Here is a 14,588-nt window from a genome sequence, read left to right as displayed (position 1 = left end):
AACGACGACAACGACGGTAAGGAACACGATCACGATGACGGAAACGCAGACCGAGCTCAGCAAGCCGGTCGATCTCACCTCGCTGGTCCCGGTGCTGTTCGGCTTCGCCGCCTTCCAGCAGCTGCGCGCGGCCTCGGAACTGCAACTGTTCGAATATCTCGACCTGAACGGTCCCGCCACGAGCGACGACGCGGCGGCGGGCCTGGGCCTGCCGGGTAAATCGGCGCGCATGCTGCTGCTCGGCACCACCTCGCTCGGCCTGACCGACCGCGACGGCGACCACTACCGGCTCGGCGCGACGCTGGCCGCGGCGATGGCCGACGGCACCTGGCCGCTGCTGCGCAACATCATCGACTTCCAGCAGCGGCTGTCGTACCTGCCCGCGAAGGAGTACGCGGAATCGTTGCGGACCGGGAAGAATCTGGGCCTCAAACACCTGCCCGGCACCGGCAGCGATCTGTACTCGCGGCTGGAACAGACCCCGGAGCTGGAGAATCTGTTCTTCCGCGGCATGCACTCCTGGTCGGAGCTGTCGAATCCGGTGCTGCTGCACCAGGTGGACTACACCGGCGTGACCAGAATCCTCGACGTCGGTGGCGGCGACGCGGTCAACGCGATCGCGATCGCGCGGGCGCATCCGGATCTGCGGATCACGGTGTTCGACCTCGAAGGCGCGGTCGACGTGGCCCGGGACAACATCGCGGCCGCGGACCTCGGCGACCGCATCGACGTGATCGCGGGCGATATGTTCGGTGAACCGCTGCCCGGCGGCTACGACGTCGTACTCTTCGCGCACCAGTTCGTGATCTGGTCGCCGGAGCAGAACCGGACGCTACTGCAGCGGGCGTACACGGCGCTGCCGCCCGGCGGACGGGTGCTGGTGTTCAACGCGTTCGCCGACGACGACGGGCGCGGACCGCTCTACACCGCGTTGGACAACGTGTACTTCGCCACGCTGCCGTCCGAGGAATCGACGATCTACCCCTGGCGCGAACACGAAGAGTGGCTGCGCACAGCGGGATTCGCTGAGGTCACCCGCATTCGCAGCGCCGGGTGGACACCGCACGGGGTGATCGAGGGGCGCAAATCCGATGAGTGAGCGCAGCACGCTCGACCGCGAGTATTCGCCGAGCAGCGCCGCCCGCGATCCGGCGGGCACGCTGCGCCGCTACCGGATGCGCAGCGATCTGGCCCGGTCCCGGCTGGACGCGCACATGGCCGTGCCGTACGGCGGCGGGCGGGGCGAACGGTGCCACGTGTTCCCGGCCGTGCCGCCCGGCACGCGCGGGCCCGAGACGCCCGCCCTCGTTTTCGTGCACGGCGGGCACTGGCAGGAGTCCGGCATCGACGACGCGTGTTTCGCGGCCAGGCAGGCACGGGCCCGCGGATGTGCTTTCGTGGCGCTCGGATACGGGCTCGCGCCCGACCGGACACTGCCGGGCATGATCGCCTCGGTGGCCCGGGCGCTGGCCTGGCTGGACGGTTCCGGATCGCTGTTCGGCATCGACCCGGCGCGCGTACACGTCGCGGGCAGCAGCGCGGGCGCGCATCTGCTCGCCGCGGCGCTGGCCGGCGACGATGCGCCGCGGGTGCGCAGCGCGTGCCTGCTGAGCGGGCTCTACGACCTGACCGAGATCCCGCGCACCTACGTCAACGACGCGGTACGGCTGACACCTGAACTGGCGCACGAGTGCAGTCCGCTGCGGATGCCCGCGCCGCGCTGCGACTCGATCCTGCTCGCGGTCGGCCGCCACGAGACGCGGACCTACCTGCGTCAGCACGAGATGTACGCGGCTTACCTTGCCGCACAGTCGATCCCGGTGCGGGCACAGATCGTGCCGGACCGCGATCACTTCGATCTGCCGCTGGATCTGGCCGATCCGTCGACCCCGTTCGGCCGGATCAGCCTGCGGCACTTCGGCCTCGCGGCAGGCCGTCGAGGCGCAACCACACCGGAAGGGACGGTGACATCAGCCCGATGACACACTCGCCAACCGCAACACCGGTCGAGTCCGTCGACACGGACCGGACCGGGGCGGCAACCACCGACACGATCGTCGACGCCTTCGAGCGGGCGGCACGGGAACATGCCGCACGCGAGGCGATCTCGGACGGCACGACCACCCTGACCTACGCCGAGCTGGACGCGGGGGCCGATCGACTGGCGCGGGCGCTGCGCGAACACGGCCTGGCACCGGGGGCCCGGGTCGGCGTCCATCTCGACCGTGGACTCGCCACGTATCAAATATTTCTCGGGATCCTGAAGGCCGGGCTGGTGGTGGTCCCGTTCAATCCGGCCCACCCCGCGGCGCACAAGGACCGGATGTGCGAAGTCGCTACTCCCGCCCTGACGGTGGTCGACGCTGTCGTCGACGGCCTCCCCGAAGCCGGGTGCGTGCCGGTGGACGAGCTGCTGGCCGCGGCGTCGGCGCTGCCCGGTACACCGCTCGAGCTCGACATCGACCCGGCGGCACCGGCTTTCGTCTTGTTCACCTCGGGCTCGACCGGCGCGCCCAAGGGCGTGGTGATCGCGCATCGGGGCATCGCCAGGGTCGCCCGTCATCTCACCGGGTTCACCCCCGGCCCGCAGGATCGGTTCCTGCAACTCGCGCAGCCCGCGTTCGCGGCATCGACCACCGATATCTGGACCTGCCTGCTGCGCGGCGGCAGGCTCAGCGTCGCGCCGCAGGAGATGCCGCCGCTCGGCGAGCTGGCGGAACTCATTGCGCGCGAACAGATCACGGTGCTCAACCTGTCCGTCGGTTTGTTCAACCTGCTCGTCGAACATCATCCGCAGAGCCTGGCCGGGGTGCGGACGGTGATCGTCAGCGGTGATTTCCCGGCCGCGTCGCATGTCGAGCGCGCCCTCGCGGTCGTGGGCGGTGAGGTGCTCAATGCCTTCGGGTGCACCGAGAATTCCGCGCTGACCGCGGTACACAAGATCACGCCCGCCGATCTGGCCGCGGCCGAGATCCCGGTCGGGCGCCCCATGCCCACGGTCGAGCTGACGGTACGGGACGAGGCCCTGAACGAATGCCCGCCCGGGACGATCGGCGAGCTGTGCATCGCGGGCGACGGCGTCGCGTCGGGGTATCTCGGCGATCCCGACCTCACGGCGCGAAAGTTCGTCCGGCACGACGGTGTTCGGCTGTTGCGGACCGGCGACCTGGCCAAGCTGACCGAGCGCGGCGAGATCGTGCTCGCGGGACGCACCGACCAGATGGTGAAGGTGCGCGGGTTCCGGGTGGAACCGCGCCATGTCGAACTCACCGCCGAGGAGTTCCCCGGCGTGCAGCAGGCGGTGGCACAGGCGGTGCCGAGCGGTGGCGCGGCGGGCCAACTCGCCCTGTGGTGCGTGCCCGCGCTCGGCACCGAACTGTCCGAGGTCGAACTCACCGCCCACCTGCGCGAGCGGCTGCCCGACTACATGGTGCCGTCGAAAGTGCTGACGCTGGAAGCATTTCCACGCAACACCAACGGCAAGATCGACCGCAAGCGCCTGTCGTCGCTGCTCGCGGAGCAGACGGCGGACGGCGCCGACGGGGCCGACGGGGCCGAGACCGTCGAGTCCGCGCAGCGCGAGCCCCCGGATCGGATCGCCGCCGTGGTGCGCTCGGCGTTGGCCGACATCACCAGGACAGCGGAACTCGAGCTGGACGCGGGCCTGCTCCAGAGCGGTGTGACGTCCCTGCAATTGATCGACCTCGGGGCACGGCTCGAGGACGTGCTGGGCGTCGCGTTGGCGCCCGACGAGATGGTCGGCGCCGGCTCCGTGCGCGGCGTCGCCGACCTGATTCGCACCAAGCGAGCGCGAGGCTGACATGACGGCTTGTAATGAGTTCCAGACGGTCGAGGCGCGGCGATGGCCCGCCTCGCCCGCCCAGCCCGGGATGTGGTTCGCCAGCGTCTACGGCGCCGATCCCACGGCCTACAGCCAGCCGCTGGTGCTGCGGGTGCCGTTGCGGCTGGCGCACGGGGTGCTCGTGCGGGCGCTCGGTATGGTCCATCAGGATCACACCGCCCTGCGCACGACCTTCGAGATGGCCGACGACGGCGATCTGCGGCAGGTGGTGCACGGCGAACTGGCCCCGGTGGTCGACGTAGTGGACTACCCGGGCGGCGATCCCGAGGAATGGGTGGCCGACCAGGTGACCCGGGTGACCGCAACCGAATTCGACCTGCGCAACGGTCCGCTCGCGCGGGTACGGCATCTGCGCTGGCGGGCCGAAGGCCGCAGTGTGCTGGTGTTCAACATTCACCACACCGTGTTCGACGGACTGTCCTGGAAGCCATACCTCAGTCAGCTGGAAGCCACCTATACCGCACTGACGCAGGGCAGGGAACCGTCCCGGCGGGAACGGCGGCAGTCGGTCGAGTCCTACGCGCGGTGGTCGGATCTGTGCGCCGACGCCGCGGACTTGCGGCATTGGCAGGCGAAGCTGGCGAACGCGCCCGCGGCACCGCAGCTGAGTCTGCCGGGCGTGGGCGAGGCCCGGCAGGTGACGCGGCAGCTGATCCTGGACGAGGACGTATCTGGGCGGGTGCGGGCGTTCTGTGCCGCCGAGGGCGTGACCACCAGCATGTTCTTCATCGCACTGTGCTTCGTGCTGCTGCATCGGCAGACCCGGCGCGACGATCTGCTCCTGGGTCTCCCGGTCTCGGTGCGCGGCGCCGGTGACGCGGAGGTGCTCGGGCATCTCACCAACACCGTGGTGCTCCGGCACCGGCTGGACCGCGCCGACACCGCCCGCGATGTGCTCGAGGCCGTGAAAAAGGAAGTGCTGGAAGCGCTTCGGCATCGGCACACACCGCTGGCGACGGTGCTCGGCGAGTTGCGCGGGGGCCACCAGGACGGTGCCGCCGACCTGTTCAACGCGATGATCACGGTGATGCCCGCGGCCGCCCGGCGGTTGGACCTGCCCACCTGGGGCGTGCAGACCTGGGAACACGCGCCGGGTGGGGCCAAGTACGACATGGCGATGCTGGTCGACGAGACGGCGGACCGTTTCACCGTGGTCGTGGAGCACCGCACCGCCGCACCGGAGGGTGGGCGGTTCACCGCATACCTGGCGCAGCGGGTGGTCACGCTGGTGGACAGCGTGCTGGCCGACCCGGACACCGCGGTGACGGCGTTGCGCTGGATCGGTGCGGACGAAGAGCGGGCGATCACCGAACTGTGTGCCCGCCGCGGTGCCGCGCCCGCCCTCGGCACCGAGCTGACCGCCGATCTCTTCGCGGCGAGGGTGGCTGCCGCGGCAGCGGATCCGGCAGTGCGTGCGGACGGTACGGAGACCTCATACGCCGAATTGGCCAGGCGCGCAGACGCGGTCGCGGAGTCGCTGGCCGCCAGAGGAATTCGCGACGGGCAGCCGGTGGCGGTGCTGCTGCGTCCGGGGTTGGACCTGGTGGCCACGATCATCGGCATCCTGCGTGCGGGCGGCGGCTACGTGACGCTCGATCCGGACCACCCAGGGGAGCGGCTGAGCTTCGCGCTGCGCGACTGCGGCGCAACGATTCTGCTGCGGACCGCCGACTCGGGCGCCGCGGAGATCGAACTCCCTACCGGCGTCGAGGTGCTCGATTGCACCGAGATCGAAGCTGTCGCAGCGACATTCGACGAGTCGCGCAAGACCCCGGTGGACACGGCGTACATCGTGTACACCTCCGGTTCCACCGGCCGCCCCAAAGGCGTGCGATTGCCGGAGATCACACTGGCCAACCTGGTGCACAACCAAGCCCTCTGCTCGTCCGGCCGCGCGCTGCGCACGTTGCAGTACATGCCGCCCGCGTTCGACGTGTTCGCCCTCGAAGTCTTCGGAACCTTGTGTGCGGGTGGCACGCTGGTCGTTCCGCCGGCGGCGGCGCGCACCGATTTCGAGGCGCTGGCCGAGCTGTTGGCGCGCGAGCGGATCGAGCGGGTGTACCTGCCGTACGTGGCGTTGCGTGAGCTGGCCGCGGTGCTGCGATCCGCGACGGTGTCGTTGCCGGAGCTGCGCGAGGTGTACGTGACCGGGGAGCGGCTGGTGGTGACCGAGGACTTGCGGGCGATGTTCCGGCGGCACCCGGCGGCCCGGCTGATCAACGCGTACGGCCCGTCCGAGGCCCACCTGTGCAGCTGGGACGAACTGCCCGCCGATCCCGGCGCCTGGCCCACCATCCCATCGATCGGCCGGGTGGTCGCGGGCGTCGACGCCTACGTGCTCGACGATTCCGGCACGACCGGCACCGCACAGCGGGTTCCGTTCGGCGTCGAGGGCGAACTATGCGTTGCGGGACCGGTGATTTCGCCCGGGTATCTCGGTCTGCCGGAGAAGACGCGCGAGGCCATGGTGCCGGATCCGTTCGTCGCCGGGCAGCTGATGTATCGCACCGGCGACGTGGTGGTGCTGGCCCCGGACGGGCAGTTGCACTACCGCGGCCGCAAGGACGACCAGGTCAAGATCCGCGGGTATCGCGTCGAACCGGGCGAGATCGAGGCCGCTCTGGAACGCGAATTGGCGGTGGAGGCCGCCGCGGTCCTGGTCGTGCCCGCGGGCGGCGACCGCACGCTGCACGCGTTCGTGCAGAGCGACACGGAGCCGCCGCCGGACTGGCGTGCGCGCGTCGGGGCGGCGCTGCCCGACTACATGATTCCGCGCCGGCTCACCAGGATCGACGCGATGCCGGTGACCGCGAACGGCAAGACCGACCGGCGTGCACTGACGGCGCTGTGCAATCCCCCCGACTGCAATCCCCCCGACTGCAATCTCCCCGACTGCAATCTCCCCGACTGCGATCCCCCCGAGCGCGGTCCCGCCGAGTCGAGCGGGCCTGCCTCGGCAGGGTCCGGTTCGGCCGAGGCCGAGTGGACCGGTACCGAACAGGTGCTCGCGGAGCTGTGGGCCGAGGTGCTCGGCGAGCGGCCCGCGCACCCGGACGCCGACTTCTTCGTGCTCGGCGGGCATTCGCTGCTCGCCGCGCGCCTGCATCGAATGGTCAAGCGGCGCTTCGACACCGAGGTCGGGCTCTCGGCGCTGCTGAGCACGCCGACACCGCGCGGGATGGCGCACATCCTCGCCGACCGCACGGCGGCGGCCGGGCCGGATCTGCGCGCGGAAGCCGAACTGCGCGACTTCGTGGTCGGTGCCAGGCAGGAACCCGCCGACGGAACGGTATTCCTCACCGGCGCAACCGGATTCCTCGGCAGTCACCTGCTGGACGAGTTGCAACGCACCGGCCATCACGTGCGCTGCCTGGTCCGCGCGGACAGCGTCGAGGAGGGACGGGAACGGCTGCGGCGCGCGTTCCGGAAATTCGCGCTCGATCCGTCCGGGCTCGACGAGGTCGACATCTGCCTCGGCGATCTCGACCAGCCGCGGTTCGGCCTGGGCAGCGGCTACGAATGGCAGGCGCGCGATATCGCGCAGGTCTATCACGCGGCGGCGCACATCAATTTCGTCGTGCCCTATCACACGGTCAAACGCACGAACGTGGACGGACTGCGCCACCTGCTGGACTTCTGCGCGGTCAACGCCACGCCGCTGCGCCTGATCTCGACGATGGGCGTTTTCCCGCCCGATTCCGGCACCGGCCTGATCGGCGAGGAAACGGTGCCGGGCGACCCGGCCTCGCTGGGCATCGGGTACTCCCAGAGCAAGTGGGTCGGTGAGCAATTGGCGCTGCGGGCGCGCGCGGCCGGACTGCCGGTCACCGTGCACCGGGTCGGCCGCATCGCCGGGCACCGCCGGACCGGTGCGTGCCGGCACGACGACTTCTTCTGGTTGCAGATGAAGGGTTTCGCGCTGCTCGGCCGCTACCCGGACGATATCGTCGACGCTCCCGCGGTGGACCTGTTGCCGGTGGACTACGTGGCCCGCGCGATCATCCAGCTGTCGGAGGGCAAGCCGGACAACGAGACCTGGCATCTGTACCACCCGGACGGGTTGAATTGGCCGACCATCCTGGAAACCGTGCGCGCGGAAGGGTATTCGATAGCGCCGACCAGCGGTACCGAATGGATGGGCGCCCTGGAGCAAGAGGTGGGCGACAGCGACGACCAACGGCAGGGCCTCGGCCCGCTGGTGCCGCTCATGCGCGAGGGCGTGATGCGGCTCGGCACGCACACCTTCGACAACGAAAAGTCCAGGCGCGCACTGGCCGACGTCGGCTGCCCGTATCCGCAGGCGGACACCGGCTGGATCCATCGGATGTTCGAGTACTTCCGCGCGGTCGGGGCCGTGGCGCCGCCCGACGGGCCGGATACGGGAGGAGACCACAATGACTGAACTGGAGATGCGCTCGGTGGTGATCATCGGCGCGGGCCCGGTCGGGTGCGCGCTGGCTACCCTGCTGCGCCAACAGGGTTTGCAGGTGGACGTTTTCGAGCGCGGCACCGAGTCCGCGGGCACCGGGTCCGGGCACTCGTTCAACCTGACGCTCACCTCGCGCGGGCTCGACTGCCTGCCGCGCACGGTCAAACGCCGGCTCTATTTGCAGGGCACGGTGCTGGCCAAGCGGATCATCCATCACCGGGACGGCGCGATCTCCACCCAGCCGTACGGGACGCTCTACAACCACCACCTGTTGTCCATTCCGCGCGGGGTGTTACAGGATCTGCTGCGCGACCAGGCGTTACGGGCAGGCGCGCGCATCCACTACGGCCTGGAGTGCGTCGGGGTGGACACCGGTCGGGCCGCAGCGCTGCTGCGCGACCGGGACGGCAGTTCGGCGTGGGTCGACGGCGACCTGCTGGTCGGCTGCGACGGCGCGCACAGCGCGGTGCGCGACGCCATCGTCGCGGCGCATCCCACGGATATGTGGGTGACCCGCGACACCATCGCGCACGGCTATGCCGAGATCACCATGGACTACGGCGACGCCGATCCCACGGGCATGCACCTGTGGCCGCGCGGCGACCACTTCCTGCAGGCCCAGCCCAACCGGGACCAGACCTTCACCACCAGCCTGTTCAAGCCGCTGACGGAAAGCGATGGGCGCAGGCACTTTTCGGAGCTGTCCTCGGCCGCCGCGATCAGCGACTACTGCGCGACGCAGTTCCCGGACGTGTTCGGCCGGATGGCCGAGGTGGGCTCGGAGCTGGCGAGCCGCAGCCCGGGCCAGCTCCGGATCATCAGCTGCGCGCCCTACCATCACCGCCGCGCGGTGCTGGTCGGCGATGCCGCGCACGCGGTGGTCCCGTTCTTCGGGCAGGGCATCAACTGCAGTTTCGAGGATGCGGCCACGCTGGCGAACCTGGTGGAGAAGTTCCAGGCGGCCGTCCGCTACGAGGGCGGCACCCTGGCGACGGTCGCCGAGGTCGTCGCCGACGAATACAGCGATGTACGGGTGAAGGCGGGTCATGCACTCGCGGAACTCTCGTTGCGGAACCTGGAAGAGTTGTCCGACCACGTGAACAATCCGGCGTTCCTGGAACGGCGCGCACTGGAACGTCGGCTGCACGAATTGCGCCCCGACCTGTTCACTCCGCTGTATCAGTTGGTGGCGTTCACGCACATGCCCTACGACGCGGCGCAACGCGCGCATCGAGAAGCGAGCGCGGTACTGGACGCGCTGTGCGACGGCCGTGATCCGCGCATCGAGCAGGACGCCATCATCGCCGAATTCCTCGGCTCGGCCCGCGGCACCTTCGGTGCGCACGAGCGGCGTACGGGCTGAGCCGACCGGGGCGGCGTACGCGCGTCAGCCCGCGGTGCCGCCCGCATTGGCCGCCTCCACGGCCGGTGCGGGCTTGCCGCGGGTCGCTTCGTCGTTGAACCGGAAGCCGATGCCGTGCACGGTGACGATCCAGTCCGCGGAGCCGAGCTTCTTGCGGATGCTGCTCAAGTGGGTGTCGATGGTGCGGCTGGCCAGTGAGGTCACCTCGGCGTCCACGTCGTCGTACCCCCAGACCCGTTGCAGCAGTTCGGCTCTGGAGAAAACCTTCTGCGGTTCGGTGGCGAGCAGGCGGAGCAGTTCGAATTCCTTGCGGGTCAGCTCGATGAGCCGATTGCCGACGCGGACCTCCCGCAGGGCCGAGTCGATCTCCAGCTGGCCGACGATCAGCGCGGGCTGCGACATCATGTGCACCCGGCGGAGCAGACCGCGCAGCCGTGCCATGAGTTCGCGGCTGTGGTAAGGCTTCACGATGCAGTCGTCGCACCCGGCTTCGAGGGCGAGGACCTGATCGAGTTCGTCGAGCGAAGAGGCGAAGGCGATGATCGGAATATCGCTGGCGGCGCGGATCTCCCGGCACAGCGTGAGTCCGTCGAAATCGGTGAAGTCGAGATCGATGAGCACCACATCGAAATCGGCGTAGGTGGCGAGCGTGGCGGCCCCCGTCGAGATCGGCTCGGGCACGAACCCGTGCCGTTCGAGGTCTTTGACGGTGTCGTCGACCCCCGCGCAATCCGACACGATCAACAAGCGCGGATGAAGCAACGCGCTACTCCTTCCAGGTGTTGCCATCAAGTGAAAGACGTGAGTTCGAGCAGAACTCGTATGGACGACTCCAGCGCGTAGTTCATCGAGCCGCCGTTGGGTTCGAATGCGGTGTGCTCGCCTGCGAAATGTACGCGTCCTTCCGGTGTCCGGGTGTGTGCCATCAGCTCGCCGTGTTCCAGTTCGGGTAGCACGTAGGCGCCACCGATATAGGGCTCGTTGTCCCATGCCACCGAGGTGCCCAGTTCGAAGTGGTCCCGCGCCCCCGGCAGAATCGACTCCAGTTCGTGCAGCGCGAAATTCACCCGCTCGCCCTCGCTCATGTTCGCCGCGGCTTGCGCGGGCCAGCCGGTGAGCCAGCATTCGAGGATCTTGCGGGGGCCAGGTAGGCCGGGTGTGCCGTCGCGCACGGTGCCGAGCGGGGTGTCGGTGGACAGCATCAGCCGTTTCTCCGGCCAGAATTGGGCTCGCATCTGCAAGAAGATGCGCAGCACCGACGAGTAGCGCAGCCGGCGCATGGCCGAATGTTTCGCGGCGGAGAGCCGCGCCATGGACAGGTTGATCCGGCGCAGGCTGGTGAAGGGGACGGTGACGATCACCCGGTCGGCGCAGAGCGTCTGCAGCCGGTTGTGATCGACGAAGCTCACCTGCGCCTCGTGGTCGGTCTGGCTGATCCGGACGACCGGTTTGCGATAGTGGATGCGGTCTTTGATCCCGTCGGCGAGTGCGTGCGCGAGCCGGTCGGTGCCGCCCTCGACCTTGTACCAGCGGGCATCCGCGGTGGTGAACGAGCGGGGGCCGGATTCATAGCGGGCCCACGCCATGGCCGAGGCGGATTCCAGTTCGCCGCCGCGCATTTCCAGGAACATCGGTTCCATCAGATCGATCGCCGCGGCCGACGCCCCTCGATCCTCGAGGACCCGGCGCACGGAAATACGGTCGAGTTCCAGTAGCTGCGGGGCCGGTGTCCAGCCGAGTTCCGCTATTTCGGGGCAGATGTCCGCATTGGGCTTCGTCACGTATTCGGCGATCAGATCCGCGACCGTGCGATTTCTTTCGTGCGGATGCAGGCCCAATATTTCGGCGTGGTCGTCCAGCTGGTCGGGGCGTATTCTGGTGCCATGACGGTAATAACTGAAATCGGTGTCGACGAGATCGCTCGGCTCCGTTTTCAGGCCGAGCGCCCGCAGATAATGCATGGTGTAATGGCAGTGCTCGGTCACCGTCATCGCGCCGGCTTCGGTGCGCAGTCCGTCGTCGAAGGGGTCGCGCAGGGTGCGGGTGCGGCCGCCGGGCCGATCGCTCGCCTCCAGCACGGTGACGTGAGTTCCGTTGCGCGCCAATTCATTTGCTGCGGCGAGGCCGGACAATCCGGCGCCGACGATGATGACGGAGCCGGTGTGTTTGCCGACCGGGAGTCCCGCGTCGAAGGTGCGCCTGACGTCTTCCTGTGTAAGCCTCAGCACTGCGATCCTTCCGGCGAACTGCCACTGATTTCCGCCGGGCTCGCTGACGTTATTGATGAAGCTTCTTCATCGACAGGTCATAGCGTCGACGAAAATCAAGCGTCCGCATCCAAGCTATAATCCTTTTGCGAATGAAATTATCGTATCAATGTGCCCGAAGTGGTGCAAACAAGTTTCAGTTGCCGCAATGTAACTCGGTGAGTGCGTTGTACACCTCACTGGCGGGACGTTGTTTGCTTGCTATGTTGTGACCGTTGTCACATTCGATGCCTGTTTGAAGCCTGTCAACTCTCCGGCGAATCGGGCCGAAATCGCCGCTTTCATCGGTGTTTTCACTGGCCATCGGTGATACGCACGGTCTGTCTTCGATCTTCTGCTCGGCGAAGTGTGGGCCCGAGGCTAATCGTGTGCGAACGCTTGACCGCGGTGACGGGCAGTGGTAACCGACCGGTCAGCGTGCTGAGCGGGGTGCCAAGGAATCCGCGCTCGGGATGTGCGATGAGGCAAGGAAATCGGGGCTTGCGCCCACCGAACACTATGCGGGCGAATGATGGCCGGCTCGATTGCCCGGCTCGAGCCAGGGTGGGTATCGACCCTCGCGCATTCGGGTTTCGGTGTCGGCTCCGGTGGCATCTAATGGATCGTTTTGATGTGTCCGGCTTTTCGTCGAAACGATAATCGAAGTGCAATGGTTGCGTTTTTAAGGTCTGGCGATTTGGTATACGGGGTTCACGTACGGTCAGCCGGAAGTCTGCAGTGCCGCATGCGCGTGCGAAGCAGGCGGCGTCCTCGCCGACACAGCGCCCGGTGCCGCCTCTAGTGGGTGTGGACAAGAGTGCGCTGGAGTACCTGGGACGTAACGACTTTCAGGTCCGGGGTGCACGGTGTGTGCATCGGCCAGAGGGGTGCGAGTCGGCTCTGACAGCGTCTGGTCGACCCCCGTAACCGGGGCGGACGGTGTTCGACCCAAACGGTGTGGTTGCGCCGCGCGCCGCTGGGTACTTCCGGGGCAGCACAAGGAGGTTCACCATGATGGCCATTGCCGCCGCAGTCGCGTTCGGACTCGCGCTGCTGCTCGACCTGACCGATGCCACCCTCGGCGACACGATCACCGCGGGCACCCTGGTGACCCTCGGCTTCCTCTTGATCGCCCTGCACCTAGCCGGCGTCGGCACCGGCACCCGCTCCTTCCGCTTCCGCCGCCGCGCGCGCCGGTAGTCAGGGCGCCGCGCGGCTCCGTCAGACGGGTCGGCGCGGTCTTCCGCACCACCGCCGCAGTCAGCGTCCCAGCCTCCGCGTGCGAAGGTTGGGCGCGGGCAGTAGCCCTGCGGGCGCGGTGGGGCTTCTTCGCCTGCGCTGGCGCGGGATTCGGCGCGATCCGCCGCTGTGCGAGCGGAGCGGGTTCGGCACCGGCAGGCGCTCGTCGTCGGCGGAGATGGGTGGCCGGGTAGCGGCCGTGGCTGATCGGACGTGCGGGCCTGTGGTGCCCTGGGCATCGAGGGGCGTGAACCGGGGGCGCGAACTCATCGATCGGGCGGGGTGGGGCGCAGTACCATCGGAGTCGTTCGCAGGCTGGTCGAGTTCGATGCTCGAAGGAGCAGTGCGTGGTCCGGGTACACAGAAAATATGGTCCGGTGCGGGTCACCGTATCGAAGACCGGGTTCGGGTACAGCGCGGGTGGGGGTCCGTTACGGGTGACCAAGCGCGCCGACGGGCGGGTGAGCCGAACGGTACGAATTCCCGGGACGGGGATCTCGGACACCAAAATGGTCGGGGCGCGGCGCGTCCGAGGCCGGAATCCGTCGCCTCGTGCCGTGTTCGCGGGGCGTTCGTCACCTCGTCTCACGGACGGGCGCGTCCTCCTGCAGGTACTCGCCGGGATCTGCGGTGTGGTCGCGCTCCTGCTGCTGGTGCAAGGGTTGATCGCCGGCGCGCTCGCGCTTGCAGTCACCGCCGCGTTCTTCGTCTTCTGCGCGCGCATCGCCGGGGAACAGCACACCGCTGGGCAGACATCGCCCGCGCCGGTGTGGAACGTACCCCCGGGCTGGTATCACCCGCCCTCCGGTGGTCGGCTGCTGTACTGGTGGGACGGGCAGGCATGGACCGAACACACCAAACCGGCTCCCGATACCGAACAGCGCCGAGCCTGAGCCGCCGGACGGTTCGCTGAGCAGACCGAATCCTCGACCCCAGCGCGGGTGTCGGCGACAGTGACCCGATGCCGCTGATGGACATGCCCCCGCCGCCACCCGCCCTGCACGCGCAGGTCGAACACGTCGCCGTAACCGAATCCGGTGCCAGCCCAGTGATCCTGCCGTCCGCGCGCCCGAAAACCGTTCGCGCGGAGGGTGATCCACCCGAAACGCGGCGCGACGAAGGTGAGCCACCCGGCACACTCCGGGACGAGGGTGGCCCGCCTGGAACGGTCCGCGATGAGGGTGCGTCGCCTGGCGCGGTCCAGGATGAGGGTGGCGCGCTTGGCGCGGTCCTCGATGAAGGGGAGCCGCCCGGTTCGGCCCGCGGTGCGGGTGACCCGGTTGCGCTGGTACGCGGCGAGGGCGACCGGTCTCGGCTGGTCCGGGATGAGGGCGGCCGACCTGGCGCGGTCCGGGATGAGGGGGAGCCGCCCGACACCGTCCGCGACGAAGGCGATCCGCCTGGACCGGTGCGCGCGGAGGGGGAGCCGCAGGGGCGGTGAGAGTTCTT

The 14,588-nt window shown here is 68.6% G+C and carries 10 protein-coding genes and 1 pseudogene; 9 read left to right on the top strand and 2 right to left on the bottom strand.

The features are described 5' to 3' along the window. The first annotated feature begins 34 nt into the window (after window positions 1-34). Genes O3I_RS21325 through O3I_RS21305 form a run of 5 tightly spaced genes read left to right on the top strand, consistent with a single transcriptional unit; the run spans window position 35 to window position 9,654 of the window. The gene (locus tag O3I_RS21325) at window positions 35-1,099 is read left to right on the top strand and encodes a methyltransferase (RefSeq protein ID WP_014985048.1); all 1,065 of its coding nucleotides are present in this window, start codon (window positions 35-37) and stop codon (window positions 1,097-1,099) included. Further along, complete coding sequence (locus tag O3I_RS21320; RefSeq protein WP_014985047.1) at window positions 1,092-1,982, top strand: alpha/beta hydrolase; 891 nt, start codon at window positions 1,092-1,094, stop codon at window positions 1,980-1,982. The genes O3I_RS21325 and O3I_RS21320 overlap by 8 nt, the downstream gene beginning before the upstream one ends. Continuing rightward, a complete protein-coding gene (locus O3I_RS21315; RefSeq protein WP_014985046.1) occupies window positions 1,979-3,820 on the top strand; it encodes a non-ribosomal peptide synthetase in 1,842 nt (613 codons plus the stop codon). The genes O3I_RS21320 and O3I_RS21315 overlap by 4 nt, the downstream gene beginning before the upstream one ends. Window position 3,821: 1 nt before the next feature. Next, window positions 3,822-8,264: a non-ribosomal peptide synthetase gene (locus tag O3I_RS21310; RefSeq protein WP_081594060.1), complete on the top strand. Its 4,443-nt coding sequence runs from the start codon at window positions 3,822-3,824 to the stop codon at window positions 8,262-8,264. Continuing rightward, window positions 8,257-9,654 (top strand): FAD-dependent oxidoreductase, encoded by a 1,398-nt coding sequence (locus O3I_RS21305; RefSeq protein ID WP_014985044.1) that lies wholly within the window; start codon window positions 8,257-8,259, stop codon window positions 9,652-9,654. The genes O3I_RS21310 and O3I_RS21305 overlap by 8 nt, the downstream gene beginning before the upstream one ends. Window positions 9,655-9,678: 24 nt before the next feature. Here the strand turns inward: O3I_RS21305 and O3I_RS21300 are convergent, their stop codons facing one another. Next, the gene (locus O3I_RS21300) at window positions 9,679-10,416 is read right to left on the bottom strand and encodes a response regulator transcription factor (RefSeq protein WP_202804853.1); all 738 of its coding nucleotides are present in this window, start codon (window positions 10,414-10,416) and stop codon (window positions 9,679-9,681) included. A 26-nt stretch (window positions 10,417-10,442) separates the two neighbouring features. Further along, window positions 10,443-11,882, bottom strand: a complete 1,440-nt coding sequence (locus tag O3I_RS21295) for a flavin monoamine oxidase family protein (RefSeq protein WP_014985042.1) — start codon at window positions 11,880-11,882, stop codon at window positions 10,443-10,445. A 1,029-nt stretch (window positions 11,883-12,911) separates the two neighbouring features. Between O3I_RS21295 and O3I_RS21290 the strand changes: the two genes are divergently transcribed. The 4 genes and pseudogenes from O3I_RS21290 to O3I_RS44880 all read left to right on the top strand — a co-directional run bounded on the left by O3I_RS21290 (window position 12,912) and on the right by O3I_RS44880 (window position 14,580). Beyond that, on the top strand, window positions 12,912-13,100 hold the full coding sequence (locus O3I_RS21290; protein WP_014985041.1) for a hypothetical protein: 189 nt from the start codon (window positions 12,912-12,914) through the stop codon (window positions 13,098-13,100). A 386-nt stretch (window positions 13,101-13,486) separates the two neighbouring features. Next, a pseudogene (locus O3I_RS47065) lies at window positions 13,487-13,633 on the top strand (DUF4236 domain-containing protein); the annotation flags it as partial. Between the two features lie 138 nt (window positions 13,634-13,771). After that, window positions 13,772-14,032, top strand: a complete 261-nt coding sequence (locus O3I_RS46390) for a DUF2510 domain-containing protein (RefSeq protein WP_237748105.1) — start codon at window positions 13,772-13,774, stop codon at window positions 14,030-14,032. A 68-nt stretch (window positions 14,033-14,100) separates the two neighbouring features. Beyond that, complete coding sequence (locus O3I_RS44880; protein ID WP_141691934.1) at window positions 14,101-14,580, top strand: hypothetical protein; 480 nt, start codon at window positions 14,101-14,103, stop codon at window positions 14,578-14,580. Window positions 14,581-14,588: the final 8 nt, after the last annotated feature.

This window comes from Nocardia brasiliensis ATCC 700358 (assembly GCF_000250675.2).
Classification (GTDB): Bacteria; Actinomycetota; Actinomycetes; order Mycobacteriales; family Mycobacteriaceae; genus Nocardia; species Nocardia brasiliensis_B.
The sequence above is the reverse complement of the archived record's forward strand: the minus strand, read 5'-3'. Positions and strand labels throughout refer to the sequence as shown.

Coding starts and splice junctions, on each gene's coding strand:
- O3I_RS21305 (WP_014985044.1), top strand. CDS start 8,257: ATGACTGAACTGGAGATGCGCTCGGTGGTGATCATCGGCGCGGGCCCG.
- O3I_RS21310 (WP_081594060.1), top strand. CDS start 3,822: ATGACGGCTTGTAATGAGTTCCAGACGGTCGAGGCGCGGCGATGGCCC.
- O3I_RS21290 (WP_014985041.1), top strand. CDS start 12,912: ATGATGGCCATTGCCGCCGCAGTCGCGTTCGGACTCGCGCTGCTGCTC.
- O3I_RS44880 (WP_141691934.1), top strand. CDS start 14,101: ATGCCGCTGATGGACATGCCCCCGCCGCCACCCGCCCTGCACGCGCAG.
- O3I_RS21320 (WP_014985047.1), top strand. CDS start 1,092: ATGAGTGAGCGCAGCACGCTCGACCGCGAGTATTCGCCGAGCAGCGCC.
- O3I_RS21315 (WP_014985046.1), top strand. CDS start 1,979: ATGACACACTCGCCAACCGCAACACCGGTCGAGTCCGTCGACACGGAC.
- O3I_RS21325 (WP_014985048.1), top strand. CDS start 35: ATGACGGAAACGCAGACCGAGCTCAGCAAGCCGGTCGATCTCACCTCG.